This is a genomic window from Streptomyces sp. NPDC001493 (assembly GCF_053597235.1).
In genome coordinates this window covers 301,868-318,321 of the sequence record NZ_JBSFHV010000003.1, presented here as the reverse complement: position 1 = coordinate 318,321, position 16,454 = coordinate 301,868, and the positions used below count along the sequence as shown (strand labels likewise).

The window sequence follows — 16,454 nt, the reverse complement described above, 5'->3', positions numbered from 1 at the left end:
CCCTCACCACGCCTCTCGGCGTGTACGGGGCGGGGCAACGCGTCGGGGCCCCGTCCCCCTCTCGGACACGGGTGACGATACAGAGGGGACCTCTCCCTCTCCACGGGCGTGACAGGCTGGCCCGCATGACGACGACACGCATCGGCACCGTGGTGATGGGAGCGTCCGACGTCCGTCGGGCCACGGCGTTCTGGAAGGCCGCGCTCGCCTACGTGGAGCGCGAACCCGCGGAGGAGGACTGGGTGGTCCTGGTCCCGGCCGAGGGCCACGGCGTCGGCCTCGCCCTCGGACTGAGCGGCCCGGACAGCCCCGTCCAGGAGGTGCCGCGCGTCCACCTCGACGTCTACACCGAGGACCAAAAGGGCGAGGTGGCCCGCCTGCTCGGCCTCGGCGCCTCCCCAGTGGACTGGCCCCACTACCCGCCGGACCCGGACTTCGTCGTGCTCGCCGACACCGAGGGCAACCGCTTCTGCGTGATCGACACGACCTACGGCTGAGGCGACGCCCGCCTCGCCGCGACCGGCGGCTGCACCGGCTCCCCGGGCTGCCCGCTCACACGGTCAGGAAGGGCGTCGTCGTGCGTACCGGCCACGACTTCGGCGAGAGCGAAGTGGGCCTGCTCGACACGCATCCGGTTGTGCACGCGCACGAAATGGCCCCGGCCGGAGACGCGGAAGCCCCTTACGTCGAGCGGCACATGACGGGCAGTCCGATCCGGACGCACCGACGGCACGTGCGCGGGGCCACCCGGTCGTCGCCCGCACCCGTCCCACTCCGGTCCGGTGCGCCTCTGGCACGATCGCGCGGTGAAAACAACACTGATACGAGGCATGCTCCTCGCCCTTCTCCTCGCCGGATTCGGGGCGTTGGTCACCTACCGGGCAGAGCCCGCCGGGGCGGACGGCTGGCAGGAGTGCGCCACCGGGCAGTTCTGCCTGTACGACGCCGCCGACGGCGCGGGCGCCGCCTGGGCCACCGGGCACACGGACGACACGCAGACGTACCCCGCCGGTCAGGACGACCGGGCGGTCTCCGCGTGGAACAACTCCGCCTACTGGGCGTGCGTGTACGAGGGAGCTTCGTACGGCGGCGCGGTCCAGGCGCTGCGGCCGGGCTTCCGGGGCAACCTGTCGCTCGCCTCCGTCGACCTCACCGGCAAGGTGAGCTCGCACAAGACCGCGAAGTCGAAGGCCGGTTGCTGGACCGGGTTCGAGCGCTGCCCCGACGGCAAGCTGTGCCTGTTCCAGGAGCCGAGCGGCCGGGGCGTGGCGACCGTGTCCACGGCGGACGACGCGGAGTACGGGACCGCGTGGGACAACCAGGTGCGGTCGGTCTGGAACCGCACCGGCCTGCACGTCTGCTTCTACCGCGCGCCCGACTGGACCAGCACGTGGACGGTCGACGGCCGGGACTACAAGGCGTACGTCGTCCTGTCCGGCAGGAGCACCACGATCCCCACCCCCTACGCGCCCACCTTCAGTTCGCACAAGTTCGTCGCCGGAACCTCGGGATGCTGACCATGGACACACCTCTCCTCGCGGCACGGCCGCTCCGACGCGGCGCGACCCTGTTCGCCGCCGGTCTGCTGGCGGCGGGTCTGCTGCCCGCCTCGGCCGCCCGCGCCGACGACCCCACCGCGACCTCGCTGATCACGAGCCCCGGCTACACCAGGACGGTGGAGGAGGTCGGACCGGGCCTCACCCTCATGACCTGGGCGAACCCCGACGACGACCGGCTCGTGCAGGTTCTGCGGGCGGACCCGGACGCGGCTCCCCTGACGGTCGAGAGCACCGCCGGCGTGGGCGGGGCGCTCGCCGAGCCGACCACCGGGATGCTCGCCTCATCGACCACGGTGGCCGCGCGACGGCCGCACGCCGGAATCAACGGCGGCTTCTGGACGAAGCAGGGGGACACCCTGGCGTTCATGGGCGTGTCGGTCCAGGAGGGCGTGGTGCAGAGCGCCTCCTGCGCGGTGCCCGACCGGGCCGAGGCGGTGCTGATCCAGCACGGCCGGCCGTACATGTCGCAGTTCACCACCCATCTGACGGTGACCGCGCCGGGCGTGGCCGCCGAGCCGCTGGACGGCGTCAACCGGCACCCGGGCTGGATGCCGGGATGCGCCCAGGGCTCCGGGGCGACGGCGGACCGTTCGATCGGCGGCGGCATCTTCGCCGACGCCTCCGAGATCGTGGAGTTCACCCCGCAGTACGGGGCGCCGACCCCGCTGCCCGACGGGGACGCCCGGTTCACCGAGGACGACGACCCCGGCGCCGAGGCGGTCGTCGGTCCCGGCGGCACGGTCCTGAGCCTCAACCCCTCCGGCCGGGGCGGCACGACCGTACCGGCGGGCGGCCGGGTGCTCCAGGGCACGGGGACGGGAGCCGACTGGCTGCGCGCCCACGCCGCGCCGGGGACGGCGCTGACCGTCCAGGAGAGCCTGCGGGACGAGCGCTTCGGCGACGACATCCCGCTCGACGCCTCCGTGGACCTGGTGAACGGCCACTACCCGCTCGTGCGGGACGCCCAGTACGCGTACACCGGAGCCAACGTCGACGTGGCGCCTCGCACGGCGATAGCGGTCGACGGCCCGGGCCGGACCCTGTTCGTCGCGGTGACGGGCAAGGCGGGCCGCAACGGCGTCATCCTCGACGGCCTCGCCTCGATCCTGCTGGATCTGGGAGCCGTGGACGCCCTCAACCTCGACGGCGGCGGGTCGACCACCCTGGTCGTGGAGCAGACGGTCCGCAACCGGCCGTCCGACACGGCCGGCGAGCGCGCCGTGGCCGACAGCGTGTACATCGGCTTCGGGGGTTACGGCCTGTACGCCACGTCCTGAGGAGCGCGGCGCCCCTCCCGGGCTCGGGAGGGGACCCGCCGCGAAGGCGTCTCCTCCCACTCCAGGAACGGCGCCAGCAGCCCCGGTACGGCCTCGGCGGCAAAGGTGAGTCCCTCGCCCGCCCCGGTGTCGTACACCGCGTAGGCGCCCGTTCCGGCGGCCGTGGTGGCCGTGATGTCCAGCAGCCCCGCCCGCCGCTGGAAGTACGACTGCCGCACCGTCCAGCCGATCACCCCGGACCGCTCCAGGGCCGCCGTCGAGCGCCGTACGGTGCCGGAGCGGGTGACCAGGTGGCGGCCGGTCAGGGCGTGGCCGAGATTCCGGTACGCGTCCAGGGCGAGCGCCACCGCGAGCGGTACGCCGACCGCCGCGCAGCCCAGCGCGGTCCACAGCAGGACGGGCGTCAGCAGGGCCCCGAGCCCGGCCAGGAGTACCACCGGGGCCAGCGCCACCGCGAGGGCCCGCCGCAGCCGGCGGCCCCGGGCGGCACGCGGGTGGCCGGTGAGGGGAGCGGCGGTCGGGGCGGCCCCCTCGCGGAGCACGGCCGCGACGATCCGGTCCGCCACCGGGCGGGGCACGGCGGGCAGCAGGGTGCTGTGGCTGGCCTCCTTCGCCTCCTCGTCGTGCGCGAGACCGGTGGTGATCGCGTCCACCCGGGCGGCGCCGAAGAGCCGTACACCCAGGGGTTCCACCAGCTCGGCGCCGCGCAGCCGGGCCTCCTCGACGGTGGTGGAGCGGGAGGTCAGCAGCCCGCGGCGGACTCTGAGGGTGCCGCCCGGTTCGCGCTCCAGGCGGTAGTTCCACCACATCTCGGTCCAGAGTCCGAGGGCTCCGGCCGCCCCGGTGAGGAGCGCCGCCGCGAAGAGGACCGCGAGCGTCCAGAACAGCGGGAGGGCGCGGAAGAGTTCGACGGTCCAGTGGATGACGTCGCCCTGCGCGCCGGCCCACTCGCTGAGCTGCATCACCCCGCCGGCCGCCGCACCGCCGAGCATCGGGGCGACGAAGGAGACCGGGGCGTAGCGGATCCAGCGGGGGTCGAGGACGGCCAGTTCGCCGTCGCGTTCCCCGCTGCCGCCGTCCGCCGCCGCGCCGCGCGCCAGCAGCAGCCGTCGCAGCCGTTCGCCCTCGGCGCGGGTGACGGGGTCGAGCTCCAGGGTCGATTCGCCGTCCCGGTGCTCGCCGGTGCCGATCCGTACGGTGACCAGGCCGAGGACCCGCAGCAGCGGGCGCGCGGTGAGGTCGACGGTACGGACGCGGTCGAGGGCGAGCGAACGGCGTCGCACGAGGAGGAGCCCGGAGTGGAGGTCGACGTGTCCGGGGCCGATCCGGTAGCGGGTGCGGCGCCAGCGGACGTGGTCGACGAGGGCCGCGCAGCCGGTCAGCAGGACGGCCCCGGCGGCGGTCCAGAGTCCGGCCCGGGCGGCGCCGAAGTGGCCGAGGAACCCCATGACCAGCGGAACGGCGGTGCCCACCACCACCCCGGCCGTGAGGACCGCGGTGACCAGGGCGGTACGGGGGTCGAGGCGGCGCCAGCCGTCGTCGGAGGTGTCCGGAGCCGGAGCCGGGAACGGGGGCGGGGCCGGGGCCGTCATGTGGCGTCGCCGGGGGTGTCCCGGGTGATGCGGGTCAGCCGTTCGGCGAGCGCGGCGGCGGGTTCGTGGCCGAGCCCGGCGATCCGTACCGCCCCCTTGGCGGAGGCGGTGGTGACGGTGAGCGTGGCGAGTCCGAAGAGCTGCTCCAGCGGGCCGCGGACCGTGTCGACGGTCTGGATGCGCGACATGGGCGCGATCCGCCACTCCTGGAGGAAGAGGCCGGTGCGGACGTAGACGGCGTCCTCGGTGACCTCCCAGCGGTGGGTACGGAACCACCACCGGGGCAGCCACGCGGCACAGGACGCACCGAGCCCGGCCGTGACCGCCGCGGAGAGCAGCAGCCACGGCCGGGCCGGGGCGACGAGGGCGGCGAGGACGCAGAGCACGGCCAGTGGTGCCGCCGTGAGCAGCAGCCACTGGGCGCGCCACCAGCCGACGGCTCGCCGGTCGAGCGAGTGCGCCGGAGGCCTCAGGCGCGGCGTCCCCTCACCCTGGGCCACCGGTTCAGCGACCGCGCAGCGACCGGTAGGTGGCGACGAGGGAGGCCGTGGAGCTGTCCAGCTGCTCGCCGCCGGTGCCCTCGGTGAGAACCGGCTCGATCTTCTTGGCGAGGACCTTGCCGAGCTCGACGCCCCACTGGTCGAAGGAGTCGATGTTCCAGATCGCACCCTGGACGAACACCTTGTGCTCGTACAGCGCGATGAGCTGGCCGAGGACCGAGGGGGTGAGCTTCTCGGCGAGGATCGTCGTGGTGGGGTGGTTGCCCTGGAACGTCTTGTGCGGGACCAGTTCCTCGGGCACGCCCTCGGCGCGGACCTCATCGGGCGTCTTACCGAAGGCGAGCGCCTGGGTCTGCGCGAAGAAGTTGGCCATCAGCAGGTCGTGCTGGGCGATGAGTCCGGGCAGCAGGTCGGCGACCGGGGCGGCGAAGCCGATGAAGTCGGCCGGGATGACCTTGGTGCCCTGGTGGATCAGCTGGTAGTACGCGTGCTGGCCGTTGGTGCCCGGGGTGCCCCAGACGACCGGGCCGGTCTGCCACTCGACCGGATTGCCCTCCCGGTCCACGGACTTGCCGTTGGACTCCATGTCCAGCTGCTGCAAGTAGGCGGTGAACTTGGAGAGATAGTGGCTGTAGGGCAGCACCGCGTGCGCCTGGGCGTCGAAGAACTGGCCGTACCAGACACCCAACAGGCCCAGCAGCAGCGGGGCGTTCTGCTCCGCCGGGGCGGTGCGGAAGTGCTCGTCGACGAGGTGGAAGCCGTCGAGCATCTCGCGGAACAGCTCCGGGCCGACGGCGATCATCAGCGAGAGGCCGATGGCGGAGTCGTAGGAGTAGCGGCCGCCGACCCAGTCCCAGAACTCGAACATGTTGGCCGTGTCGATACCGAAGTCCGACACCTTCTCGGCGTTGGTCGACAGCGCGACGAAGTGCTTGGCGACGGCGTCCTGACCGGCCTTCAGCTCGGTGAGGAGCCAGTCGCGGGCGGAGGTCGCGTTGGTGATCGTCTCGATGGTGGTGAACGTCTTCGAGGCGATGATGAAGAGCGTCTCGGCGGCGTCCAGGTCGCGGACGGCCTCGTGGAGGTCGGCGCCGTCGACGTTGGAGACGAACCGGAGGGTGAGGGAGCGGTCCGTGAAGGAGCGCAGCACCTCGTACGCCATGGCGGGGCCGAGGTCGGAGCCGCCGATGCCGATGTTGACGATGTTCTTGATGGGGCGGCCGGTGTGGCCGGTCCACTCGCCGGAGCGGACCCGGTCGGCGAAGCCCGCCATCTTGTCCAGGACCGCGTGCACGGCCGGCACGACGTTCTCGCCGTCCACCTCGATCACCGCGTCGCGCGGGGCGCGGAGCGCGGTGTGCAGGACGGCGCGGTCCTCGGTGGTGTTGATCTTGTCGCCGCGGAACATGGCGTCCCGCAGCTCGGCGACTCCGGTGGCGGCGGCGAGGTCGCGCAGCAGACGCAGCGTCTCGTCGGTCACCAGCTGCTTGGAGTAGTCGATGTGCAGGTCGCCCACCCGGAGGGTGTAGGCGGCGCCGCGGTCCGCGTTCTCGGCGAACAGCTCCCGCAGGTGGGTCGCGCCCAGCTCCTCGCGGTGCTTGCCGAGGGCCGCCCACTCGGGCGTCTGGTTGAGCTTGGTTCGGCTTTGTGCATTCATCCCGGGTATCAGCCCATTCTTCTCGTACCTGCTCCCCGCTGCACCCCCCAACCTAATTGATCCTGGTCGCGGGTGCCGCGCGGGCATGGCCCCGTGAAGGACATCGTGCGTCCGCGGGCAACAAAACGCTCCGGCCGGCACCCTGGGGGTGGCCGGCCGGTGAACGGGGCGGTACGAAAAAGCGGCGGCTCTCGCCGGAAGGACTTCAGGGGCGGGAGCCGGGCGGGGTGTTCTCAGATCTCGCCGCGGAGCTTGGCGAGCGCCTCGGCGAGAATGGCCTCGCCGTCCGCGTCACTGCGCCGCTCGCGCACGTACGCGAGATGCGTCTTGTACGGTTCCGTGCGCGGCGGGTCGGGCGGGCTGTCCTTGTCCTGGCCCGCCGGGAAGCCGCATCGGGGGCAGTCCCAGGTCTCCGGTACCTGCGCGTCATGGGCGAAGCTCGGCTGCGTCTCGTGCCCGTTCGAGCACCAGAAGGAGATGCGGAGGCGCGGTGCGGACTCGCCCCGCTCGGCCTCCCCCATCGGCCCCGCTCCGACCCGGCTTCCCCGGATCGCGTTGCCACTTGCCACGGTCGTAACTCCCTGCGTGATGCTGCTCGAAGATGCCCCAGTCTACGTAAGGCCCAACGCGCGTCCAGTGATTGGAGTTACACGGTCACCGGCAATCGCGGACGATGCGTCAGCTGTCCAGCTTGATGAGCAGGCCGAGTGCCACAATGCTCGCGAACCAGCACAGGCCGACGACCACGGTGATGCGGTCGAGGTTGCGCTCGGCCACCGAGGAACCGCCGACCGAGGACTGCATGCCGCCACCGAACATGTCGGAGAGGCCGCCGCCCTTGCCCTTGTGCATCAGCACCAGCAGCATCAGCAGCAGGCTGAAGACGATCAGGGCGATCTCGAACGCCAAAATCACGGCTGGTCCCTACTTTCCGGAAATTCCTGGACTGCTTCTGAGAAAAATGCTTCTGAAAACTACTTCTACGCAATGTATGAAGCACAACGGGGGCCGAGGGTGGAACCCACCCCGGCCCCCGCAAGGGTACGACGGATCGGCGCTAGCGCATACTCACTGGTCGCGGAAGCGGACGATCTTGACGAACTCGTCGGCGTCCAGCGCCGCACCGCCGACGAGGGCGCCGTCGACGTCGGGCTGCGCCATGATCGCGGCGACGTTGCCGGACTTCACGGAGCCGCCGTACTGGATGCGGACCGCGTCGGCCAGCTCCTGCGAGTACAGCTCGGCGAGACGGCGGCGGATGGCTCCGCACACCTCCTGGGCGTCCTCGGGGGTGGCGACCTCGCCGGTCCCGATGGCCCAGACCGGCTCGTACGCGATCACGATCGACTCGGCCTGCTCGGCCGGGACGTCCTTGAGGGCGCCGTCGAGCTGCGCGAGGGTGTAGGAGACCTGGTCACCGGCCTTGCGGATGTCCAGGCCCTCGCCGACGCAGAGGATCGGGGTCAGCCCGTGCTTGAAGGCGGCCTTCACCTTGGCGTTGCAGATCTCGTCGTTCTCGCCGTGGTACTGGCGGCGCTCGCTGTGGCCGACGGCCACGTACGCGCACTTCAGCTTGGCGAGCATGGAGCCGGAGATCTCGCCGGTGTACGCACCGGAGTCCTGCGCCGAGATGTCCTGGGCGCCGTACTTGATCTTCAGCTTGTCGCCGTCCACCAGGGTCTGCACGGAGCGCAGGTCGGTGAAGGGCGGCAGGACGGCGACCTCGACCGCGTCGTAGTCCTTGTCGGCCAGCGCGAAGGCGAGCTTCTGGACGTGGGCGATGGCCTCGAGGTGGTTGAGGTTCATCTTCCAGTTGCCCGCCATCAGCGGGGTACGGGTGCTCATCTGGCTCAGTTCTCCAATGCGGCGAGGCCGGGGAGCGACTTGCCCTCGAGGTATTCGAGGCTGGCGCCGCCGCCGGTCGAGATGTGGCCGAAGGCGTTCTCGTCGAAGCCCAGGATGCGGACGGCGGCGGCGGAGTCGCCACCCCCGACGACGCTGAAGGCCGGGGAGTCGACGAGCGCCTGGGCGACCGCGCGGGTGCCCTCGGCGTAGTCGGGGTGCTCGAAGACGCCCATCGGGCCGTTCCAGAAGACGGTGGCCGCGTCGGCGAGCTTCGCCGCGTACAGCTCACGCGTCTTGGGGCCGATGTCCAGGCCCTCCTGGTCCGCCGGGATGGCGTCGGAGGCGACGACCGTGGGGTTGGCCGGGGCCTTCGTCTTGAGGTCCGGGAACTCGGAGGAGACGAGGACGTCGACGGGGAGCACGAACTCCACGCCGCGCTCGTCGGCGCGCTTGAGGTACTCCTGCACCGTGGGGACCTGGTCCTCCTGGAGCAGCGAGATGCCGACCTCGTGGCCCTGGGCCTTGAGGAAGGTGTACGCCATGCCGCCGCCGATCAGGATGCGGTCGGCCTTCTCCAGCAGGTGGTCGATGACGCCGAGCTTGTCGGAGACCTTGGCGCCGCCGAGGACCACGGCGTAGGGGCGCTTGACGTCGCTGGTGAGCTTCTTCAGGACGCCGACCTCGGTGGCGATGAGGTAGCCGGCGAAGTGCGGCAGCCGGGCCGGGAGGTCGAAGACCGAGGCGTGCTTGCGGTGCACCGCGCCGAAGCCGTCGCCCACGTACACGTCGGCGAGGGCGGCGAGCTGGTCGGCGAAGGCGCCGCGCTCGGCGTCGTCCTTGGACGTCTCACCGGCGTTGAAGCGGAGGTTCTCGACGACGGCGACCTGGCCGTCGGTGAGGGCGGCGACCGTGGCCGTGGCGGACTCGCCCACGGTGTCGGTGGCGAACGCGACCTCGGTGCCGAGCAGTTCACCGAGCCGGGCGGCGGCGGGAGCCAGCGAGAACGCCGGGTCCGGGGCGCCCTTCGGGCGGCCGAGGTGCGAGGCGACGATGACCCGCGCGCCGGCCTCGGCGAGCTTGGCGACGGTCGGCTGGACGGCGCGGATGCGGCCGTCGTCGGTGATGGTGGTGCCGTCGAGCGGCACGTTGAGGTCGGCGCGGACGAATACCCGCTTGCCGGCGACCCCTTCGGCGAGAAGTTCGTCGATCGTCTTCATCTGTTCCAGGACTCCTTGGAAAGGACGGATGAGCACGCGAGAAGGCCCGGACGGCGCTACGTCGCGCCGTCCGAGCCCCTCACTACATCGAGATGCCTGCCGATCCGAGGATCAGAGCTGGCCGCCGACGAAGACGGTCAGGTCGACGAGGCGGTTGGAGTAGCCCCACTCGTTGTCGTACCAGCCGAGGATCTTCACCGTCTTGCCTTCCTGAACCATCGTCAGGGAGGAGTCGAAGGTGCAGGACGCCGGGTCGCTGACGATGTCCGAGGAGACGATCGGGTCCTCGGTGTACGCCAGGTAGCCCTTCAGGTCGCCGTCGTCGGCGGCCTTCTTGAACGCGGCGTTGACCTCGTCCTTGGTGACCTCGCGCTGCAGCTCGACGACCAGGTCGGTGGCGGAACCGGTCGGGACCGGGACGCGCATCGCGATGCCGTCGAGCTTGCCCTTGAGCTGGGGCAGAACCAGGGCGGTGGCCTTGGCGGCACCCGTCGTGGTCGGGATGATGTTCTCGGCGGCGGCGCGGGCGCGGCGCAGGTCCGAGTGCGGGAAGTCCAGGATGCGCTGGTCGTTCGTGTACGCGTGGACCGTCGTCATCAGGCCCTTGACGATGCCGAAGTTCTCGTCGAGAACCTTGGCCATCGGCGCCACACAGTTGGTGGTGCAGGAGGCGTTGGAGATGACGTGGTGGTTGGCCGCGTCGTACTTGTCCTGGTTGACGCCCATCACGATGGTGATGTCCTCGTCCTTGGCCGGAGCCGAGATGAGGACCTTCTTGGCGCCACCGGCGATGTGCTTCTCGGCGTCGGCCTTCTTGGTGAAGATGCCGGTCGACTCGATGACGATGTCGACGCCCAGCTGACCCCAGGGGATGTCGGCCGGGTTGCGCTCGGAGAGCACCTTGATGGTGTGGCCGTCGACGGTGATGGTGTCGGCGGTGTGGCTGACCTCGGCCTTGAGACGACCCAGAATGGTGTCGTACTTCAGCAGGTGAGCCGTGGTCGCAGTGTCACCCAGGTCGTTGACAGCCACGATCTCGATGTCCGCACCCTGCTCCAGCAGCGCGCGGAAGTAGTTACGACCGATGCGGCCAAAGCCGTTGATGCCTACGCGGATCGTCACGAACCGATCTCCTCGTTAGGTACGCCGGGTTTCGACGCCGGCGAGTTGTATGGGATGTCCCCGACCGCCTCCGACCCTACCTCTCATGTGGCCCGCGGGTGACATCGAGAGCCCTCGTACGCACCCCGATGAGCCCTACTGACCAGTAGGAACTGGGCGCTCCGCCTCACCGGGCGTTCCCCAGTCGGCCTTCGGGCCACAAACCGGATTCTGTCCGGCGGCGATGGAAATGTGCCCAACGCCCGTACACACACGGACGATCAGGGCATGACGGGCCCCTCGCCCGACCCCGCCGCGTGCCCCGGTCCGCGTCGGGCAATCCGCCCCGAGCTCCGCGCACGCCCCGGCCGGTGTCTTCTCCGGACAGCGAAAAAGCCGCCGCCGGCGTCTCCGTGGAAGGAGCGTCGGCGGCGGCCGTATACGAAAGGGGCCCGCTGTGCCGGTCTCAGCCGACCAGGCCGTCCGCCATCTCCTCGCTGAGGGTGGACTCGGTACCCGGGATGCCGAGGTCCTGGGCCCGCTTGTCGGCCATCGCCAGCAGCCGGCGGATGCGGCCGGCGACGGCGTCCTTGGTCAGCGGCGGATCGGCGAGCGCGCCCAGCTCCTCCAGCGAGGCCTGCTTGTGCTCCATGCGCAGCCGTCCGGCGGCGGCGAGGTGCTCGGGCACTTCCTCGCCCAGGATCTCCAGGGCGCGGCCCACGCGGGCTCCGGCGGCCACGGCGGCGCGGGCGGAGCGGCGGAGGTTGGCGTCGTCGAAGTTGGCGAGCCGGTTGGCGGTCGCCCGGACCTCGCGCCGCATCCGGCGCTCCTCCCAGGCCAGCACGGACTCGTGGGCGCCGAGCCGGGTCAGCAGGGCGCCGATCGCGTCGCCGTCGCGGACCACCACGCGGTCGACCCCGCGGACCTCGCGGGCCTTGGCGGCGATGGAGAGCCGGCGCGCGGCCCCGACCAGCGCGAGCGCCGCCTCGGGACCGGGGCAGGTGACCTCCAGCGAGGACGACCTGCCCGGCTCGGTGAGCGAGCCGTGCGCCAGGAAGGCCCCGCGCCAGGCCGCCTCGGCGTCGCAGGTGGCCCCCGAGACCACCTGCGGGGGCAGCCCGCGGATGGGACGGCCCCGGCCGTCCACGAGACCGGTCTGGCGGGCCAGCTGGTCGCCGCCCGCCACGACGCGTACGACGTACCGGGAGCCGCGCCGCAGCCCGCCGGGGGCCATCACGATCAGCTCCGAGGCGTGCCCGAAGATCTCCAGGATGTCGCGCTTGAGCCGGCGGGCCGCCATCGCGGTGTCCAGCTCCGCCTCGATCACGATCCGGCCGCTCACCAGGTGGAGCCCGCCCGCGAAGCGGAGGATCGCGGAGACCTCCGCCTTCCTGCAGCAGGTCCGGGTGACGGGAAGCCGAGAGATTTCGTCCTTCACCGCTGGCGTCATCGCCATGGGCCGATCCTTCCATGCATCCGAAAAATACGGTCGTACGCGGCGGCCAGCAGCTCCGGATCATGAATCGGAACGCCGTCCGGCGAGGCCACCGGTGCCAGCTCCACTGCGGCACCCAGCCGCTTCGCGGCATCGGCGAGGGACTCGCGGTCAGGCACGGCGGCCTCGTCGGCCAGCACCACGTCCAAGGCGAGTTTAGGGGCGTGTCGCCCCAAAACCTCCAAATGACGCTGCGGGGAGAAGCCATCTGTTTCACCGGGTTGCGGCGCGAGGTTCAGCGAGAGCACCTTGCGGGCCTTCGTCGCGACCAGCGCGTCGAGCAGATCCGGGACCAGCAGATGGGGGATGACCGAGGAGAACCAGGAGCCGGGTCCGAGCACCACCCAGTCCGCGTCCAGGACGGCCTCGACGGCCTCCGGGACGGCGGGCGGGGCGTGCGGGACCACCTGCACGGACTGCACCTCGCCCGGGGTGAGTGCCACCGTCGCCTGGCCGCGTACGGTCACGATCGCGTCGGGGCGGTCCGGTTCGTGGCCCCTGACCTGTGCCTGGAGCTCCAGCGGTACGGCGGACATGGGCAGCACCCGGCCGTGCGCGCCGAGCAGCGTGCCGACCAGGTCGAGGGCCTGGACGTGGTCGCCGAGCTGTTCCCAGAGCGCCACGATCAGCAGGTTGCCGACCGCGTGCCCGTGCAGGTCGCCCCGGGACTCGAAGCGGTGCTGGGTGACCCTGGCCCAGGTCTGCCCCCAGTCGTCGTCCCCGCAGAGCGCCGCGAGGGCCTTGCGGAGGTCGCCGGGCGGGAGCACCCCGAACTCGTCGCGGAGCCGGCCGCTGGACCCGCCGTCGTCGGCGACGGTGACGACGGCCGTCAGATCGCCGGTGATCCGGCGCAGCGCGGTCAGCGAGGCGGAGAGCCCGTGGCCGCCGCCGAGGGCGACGACCTTGGGCGGCCCGCCGCGCCTGCGCCCGGAGCGGAGCGAGCCCGCTCGGCTCAGCCTCCGCAGCCGCAGGTTGACGCTGGTCACTCGCGCCCCATGTCCCGGTGGACGAGGACGGTCTCGATCCCTTCGGCGGCGAGGCGGGCGGAGAGCTTCTCCGACATCGCCACGGAGCGGTGCTTGCCGCCCGTGCAGCCGACCGCGATGGTCACGTAGCGCTTGCCCTCGCGGCGGTAACCGGCGGCGACGAGCTGGAGCAGCTCGGTGTACTGGTTGAGGAACTCCTTGGCGCCCGGCTGGTCGAAGACGTACGCGGACACCTCCTCGTTCAGGCCGGTGAAGGGGCGCAGCTCGGGCACCCAGTGCGGGTTCGGCAGGAAGCGGCAGTCGACCACGAGGTCGGCGTCGACCGGCAGGCCGTACTTGTAGCCGAACGACATCACCGTGGCGCGCAGCTCCGGCTCCTGGTCGCCGGCGAACTGGGCGTCCATCTTGGCGCGCAGCTCGTGGACGTTGAGGCTGGAGGTGTCGATGACCAGGTCGGCGTCGCCGCGCAGCTCGCGCAGCAGGTCGCGCTCGGCCGCGATGCCGTCGACGATGCGGCCGTCGCCCTGGAGGGGGTGGGGGCGGCGGACGGACTCGAACCGGCGGACCAGGGCGTCGTCCGAGGACTCCAGGAAGACGATCCGCCGGGTGACGTGCTTGGTCTCCAGGTCCGCCAGGGACTCGCGGAGGTTGTCGAAGAAGCGGCGTCCGCGCACGTCCACGACGACGGCGATCCGGGCCACGTTGCCCTGGGAGCGCGCGCCGAGTTCGACCATGGTCGGGATCAGGGCGGGCGGGAGGTTGTCGACGACGAACCAGCCGAGGTCCTCCAGACACTTCGCGGCGGTGGACCGGCCGGCGCCGGACATCCCGGAGATGATCACCAGTTCGGGGATGGCCGCCGTGACGACGTCGCCCGTCTCGTTGGTGGTGCCCGTGCTCACGTGTGCTGCTCCGTCTGTTCGGTCCGGGTCCGAGTCCGGTCGGCTGGGTTCCGCGTGGCGGTGGTCATGGTCGGTCATGGCGTGCCCCCGTCGTTCTCGTCAATGATCTCTCCTGTGGCCGTGTTCACGGCGGGTGCGGCCGGGGCGGCCGTGGCGAGGGCCGCGGCCACCGACTCCGCGGTCCTGCGGCCTATCCCCTGGACCTCGCAGATCTCGTCGATTGTCGCCTGCCGCAGCTTCTTGACGGAGCCGAAATGCTTGAGCAGGGCGAGTTTCCGGCTCTCGCCGAGGCCGGGGACGCCGTCCAGCGGGCTGCTGCGCACCCGCTTGGCCCGCTTGGCCCGCTGGTAGGTGATGGCGAAGCGGTGGGCCTCGTCACGGACGCGCTGGAGGAGGTAGAGGCCCTCGCTGGAGCGGGGCAGCACCACGGGATCGTCGTCGTCGGGCAGCCAGACCTCTTCGAGGCGCTTGGCGAGACCGCAGACGGCGATGTCGTCGATGCCCAGCTCGTCCAGGGCCCGCTTCGCGGCGGCCACCTGGGGCTGCCCGCCGTCGACCACGACGAGCTGCGGCGGGTAGGCGAACCGCTTGGGGCGGCCGTCGTCCTCACGCGGCTCGGTGTCCTCGGGGGGAGCGGTGTCCTCGCGGGGGGCGGTGTCCTCGCGCAGGCCGGTTCCCTCGCGCAGGCCGGTTCCCTCGCCGGGAGCGGTGTCCTCGCGCGGCTGCGGCTCGGTGGTGTCCGGGGCGTCGGTGGCGTCCGGGGCATGGGGAGCGTCCGGGGCGCTGTCCTGCGGGGTGTCGCCTCCGTGCGGGCCCGCTTCGGAGGCATCCGCCCCGGGCGTCTCCTCCCACTCCCCCAGGCGCTCCTTCTCCTGGAGGTAGCGGCGGAACCGGCGGCCGATCACCTCGTGCATCGACCGGACGTCGTCCTGGCCCTCGAACCCCTTGATCTGGAAGCGGCGGTACTCGCTCTTGCGGGCGAGCCCGTCCTCGAAGACGACCATCGACGCGACGACGTCGTCGCCCTGGAGATGGGAGATGTCGTAGCACTCGATGCGCAGCGGGGCGGTGTCGAGCCCGAGCGCCTCGGCGATCTCCTCCAGGGCCCGGGAGCGGGTGGTCAGGTCGGAGGCGCGCTTGGTCTTGTGCAGCCCGAGGGCCTGCTGGGCGTTGCGCTGGACCGTGGCCATCAGGTCCTTCTTGTCGCCGCGCTGCGGGATGCGCAGGCTGACCTGGGAGCCCCGGCGGTGGGCGAGCCACTCGGAGACCGCGTCGGGGTCCTCGGGCAGGGCCGGGACGAGGACCTCCTTGGGTACGGAGTCGCCGGTCTCCTCCCCGTACAGCTGCTGGAGGGCGTGCTCGACGAGGCCGGAGGTGTCGACGGCCTCGACCTTGTCGGTGACCCAGCCGCGCTGGCCCCGGACCCGGCCGCCGCGCACGTGGAAGATCTGGACGGCCGCCTCCAGCTCGTCCTCGGCGACGGCGATGAGGTCCGCGTCGGTGGCGTCGGCGAGCACCACCGCGCTCTTCTCCATGGCCCGCCGGAGCGCCCCGATGTCGTCCCGGAGGCGGGCGGCGCGCTCGTACTCCATGTCCTCCGCCGCGAGCATCATCTCCTTCTCCAGGCGGCGCATGTGGGCGCCGGTGCGGCCGGCCATGAAGTCGCAGAATTCTTCGGCGAGTTCGCGGTGCTCCTGGGGGCTGACGCGGCCGACGCAGGGCGCCGAGCACTTGCCGATGTAGCCGAGCAGGCACGGGCGGCCGGTGCGGACGGCGTTCTTGAAGACCCCGGCGGAGCAGGTGCGGACGGGGAAGACGCGGAGCATCAGGTCGACGGTCTCGCGGATCGCCCAGGCGTGGCCGTACGGGCCGAAGTAGCGCACGCCCTTCTTCTTGGCGCCGCGCATGACCTGGACCCGGGGGAACTCCTCGTTGAGGGTGACCGCGAGGTACGGGTAGCTCTTGTCGTCGCGGTACTTGACGTTGAACCGCGGGTCGAACTCCTTGATCCAGGTGTACTCCAGCTGCAGCGCCTCGACCTCGGTGGAGACGACCGTCCACTCCACGGAGGCCGCCGTGGTCACCATGGTGCGGGTGCGCGGGTGGAGACCGGCCAGGTCCTGGAAGTAGTTGGCGAGGCGCTGGCGGAGGTTCTTCGCCTTGCCGACGTAGATCACCCGGCGGTGCTCGTCGCGGAACTTGTAGACCCCCGGGGAGTCGGGGATCTGTCCCGGCTTGGGGCGGTAGCTGGAGGGGTCTGCCATGTCTCACACCCTACTTCCGGCCGGTGACACCCAGGGGTGCCGTCCGCACTGTGCCGTCC

At 71.5% G+C, this 16,454-nt stretch carries 15 protein-coding genes; 3 read left to right on the top strand and 12 right to left on the bottom strand.

Annotation, left to right across the window (positions count from 1 at the left end):
* The first annotated feature begins 125 nt into the window (after positions 1-125).
* The 3 genes from ACWCWD_RS06935 (at position 126) to ACWCWD_RS06925 (ending at position 2,836) form a co-directional block, all read left to right on the top strand.
* Positions 126-497 (top strand): VOC family protein, encoded by a 372-nt coding sequence (locus ACWCWD_RS06935; RefSeq protein ID WP_450770753.1) that lies wholly within the window; start codon positions 126-128, stop codon positions 495-497.
* A 309-nt stretch (positions 498-806) separates the two neighbouring features.
* Positions 807-1,517 (top strand): peptidase inhibitor family I36 protein, encoded by a 711-nt coding sequence (locus ACWCWD_RS06930; RefSeq protein ID WP_450770752.1) that lies wholly within the window; start codon positions 807-809, stop codon positions 1,515-1,517.
* 2 nt (positions 1,518-1,519) lie between these two features.
* Positions 1,520-2,836, top strand: a complete 1,317-nt coding sequence (locus ACWCWD_RS06925) for a phosphodiester glycosidase family protein (RefSeq protein WP_450770751.1) — start codon at positions 1,520-1,522, stop codon at positions 2,834-2,836.
* Here the strand turns inward: ACWCWD_RS06925 and ACWCWD_RS06920 are convergent.
* From ACWCWD_RS06920 to uvrC, 12 genes are all read right to left on the bottom strand, one after another.
* Complete coding sequence (locus tag ACWCWD_RS06920; protein WP_450770750.1) at positions 2,812-4,428, bottom strand: PH domain-containing protein; 1,617 nt, start codon at positions 4,426-4,428, stop codon at positions 2,812-2,814. The genes ACWCWD_RS06925 and ACWCWD_RS06920 overlap by 25 nt on opposite strands.
* Positions 4,425-4,928 (bottom strand): PH domain-containing protein, encoded by a 504-nt coding sequence (locus ACWCWD_RS06915; protein WP_450770749.1) that lies wholly within the window; start codon positions 4,926-4,928, stop codon positions 4,425-4,427. The genes ACWCWD_RS06920 and ACWCWD_RS06915 overlap by 4 nt, the downstream gene beginning before the upstream one ends.
* Positions 4,929-4,932: 4 nt before the next feature.
* Complete coding sequence (pgi, locus tag ACWCWD_RS06910; protein WP_450770748.1) at positions 4,933-6,585, bottom strand: glucose-6-phosphate isomerase; 1,653 nt, start codon at positions 6,583-6,585, stop codon at positions 4,933-4,935.
* Between the two features lie 233 nt (positions 6,586-6,818).
* Complete coding sequence (locus ACWCWD_RS06905; protein WP_266703170.1) at positions 6,819-7,154, bottom strand: RNA polymerase-binding protein RbpA; 336 nt, start codon at positions 7,152-7,154, stop codon at positions 6,819-6,821.
* 109 nt (positions 7,155-7,263) lie between these two features.
* Positions 7,264-7,500: a preprotein translocase subunit SecG gene (gene secG, locus ACWCWD_RS06900; RefSeq protein WP_266703172.1), complete on the bottom strand. Its 237-nt coding sequence runs from the start codon at positions 7,498-7,500 to the stop codon at positions 7,264-7,266.
* 153 nt (positions 7,501-7,653) lie between these two features.
* Positions 7,654-8,430 carry a triose-phosphate isomerase gene (gene tpiA, locus ACWCWD_RS06895; RefSeq protein ID WP_266703174.1) on the bottom strand — a complete coding sequence of 259 codons (777 nt, stop codon included), beginning with the start codon at positions 8,428-8,430 and terminating at the stop codon, positions 7,654-7,656.
* A gap of 5 nt (positions 8,431-8,435) precedes the next feature.
* Positions 8,436-9,647 (bottom strand): phosphoglycerate kinase, encoded by a 1,212-nt coding sequence (locus ACWCWD_RS06890; protein WP_450770747.1) that lies wholly within the window; start codon positions 9,645-9,647, stop codon positions 8,436-8,438.
* Positions 9,648-9,758: 111 nt separating this feature from the next.
* The gene (gene gap, locus ACWCWD_RS06885) at positions 9,759-10,769 is read right to left on the bottom strand and encodes a type I glyceraldehyde-3-phosphate dehydrogenase (protein ID WP_266703178.1); all 1,011 of its coding nucleotides are present in this window, start codon (positions 10,767-10,769) and stop codon (positions 9,759-9,761) included.
* 445 nt (positions 10,770-11,214) lie between these two features.
* The gene (whiA, locus tag ACWCWD_RS06880) at positions 11,215-12,204 is read right to left on the bottom strand and encodes a DNA-binding protein WhiA (RefSeq protein WP_266703180.1); all 990 of its coding nucleotides are present in this window, start codon (positions 12,202-12,204) and stop codon (positions 11,215-11,217) included.
* Positions 12,195-13,229, bottom strand: a complete 1,035-nt coding sequence (locus ACWCWD_RS06875; protein WP_390964157.1) for a gluconeogenesis factor YvcK family protein — start codon at positions 13,227-13,229, stop codon at positions 12,195-12,197. Before ACWCWD_RS06875 ends, whiA begins: the two co-directional genes overlap by 10 nt.
* Complete coding sequence (rapZ, locus tag ACWCWD_RS06870; protein WP_450770744.1) at positions 13,226-14,209, bottom strand: RNase adapter RapZ; 984 nt, start codon at positions 14,207-14,209, stop codon at positions 13,226-13,228. The genes ACWCWD_RS06875 and rapZ overlap by 4 nt, the downstream gene beginning before the upstream one ends.
* Positions 14,206-16,395: an excinuclease ABC subunit UvrC gene (uvrC, locus tag ACWCWD_RS06865; protein WP_450770743.1), complete on the bottom strand. Its 2,190-nt coding sequence runs from the start codon at positions 16,393-16,395 to the stop codon at positions 14,206-14,208. Before uvrC ends, rapZ begins: the two co-directional genes overlap by 4 nt.
* Between the last annotated feature and the right edge of the window lie 59 nt (positions 16,396-16,454).

Coding starts and splice junctions, on each gene's coding strand:
- ACWCWD_RS06935 (WP_450770753.1), top strand. CDS start 126: ATGACGACGACACGCATCGGCACCGTGGTGATGGGAGCGTCCGACGTC.
- ACWCWD_RS06925 (WP_450770751.1), top strand. CDS start 1,520: ATGGACACACCTCTCCTCGCGGCACGGCCGCTCCGACGCGGCGCGACC.
- ACWCWD_RS06920 (WP_450770750.1), bottom strand. CDS start 4,428: ATGACGGCCCCGGCCCCGCCCCCGTTCCCGGCTCCGGCTCCGGACACC.
- pgi (WP_450770748.1), bottom strand. CDS start 6,585: ATGAATGCACAAAGCCGAACCAAGCTCAACCAGACGCCCGAGTGGGCG.
- tpiA (WP_266703174.1), bottom strand. CDS start 8,430: ATGAGCACCCGTACCCCGCTGATGGCGGGCAACTGGAAGATGAACCTC.
- ACWCWD_RS06890 (WP_450770747.1), bottom strand. CDS start 9,647: ATGAAGACGATCGACGAACTTCTCGCCGAAGGGGTCGCCGGCAAGCGG.
- whiA (WP_266703180.1), bottom strand. CDS start 12,204: ATGGCGATGACGCCAGCGGTGAAGGACGAAATCTCTCGGCTTCCCGTC.
- rapZ (WP_450770744.1), bottom strand. CDS start 14,209: ATGACCGACCATGACCACCGCCACGCGGAACCCAGCCGACCGGACTCG.
- uvrC (WP_450770743.1), bottom strand. CDS start 16,395: ATGGCAGACCCCTCCAGCTACCGCCCCAAGCCGGGACAGATCCCCGAC.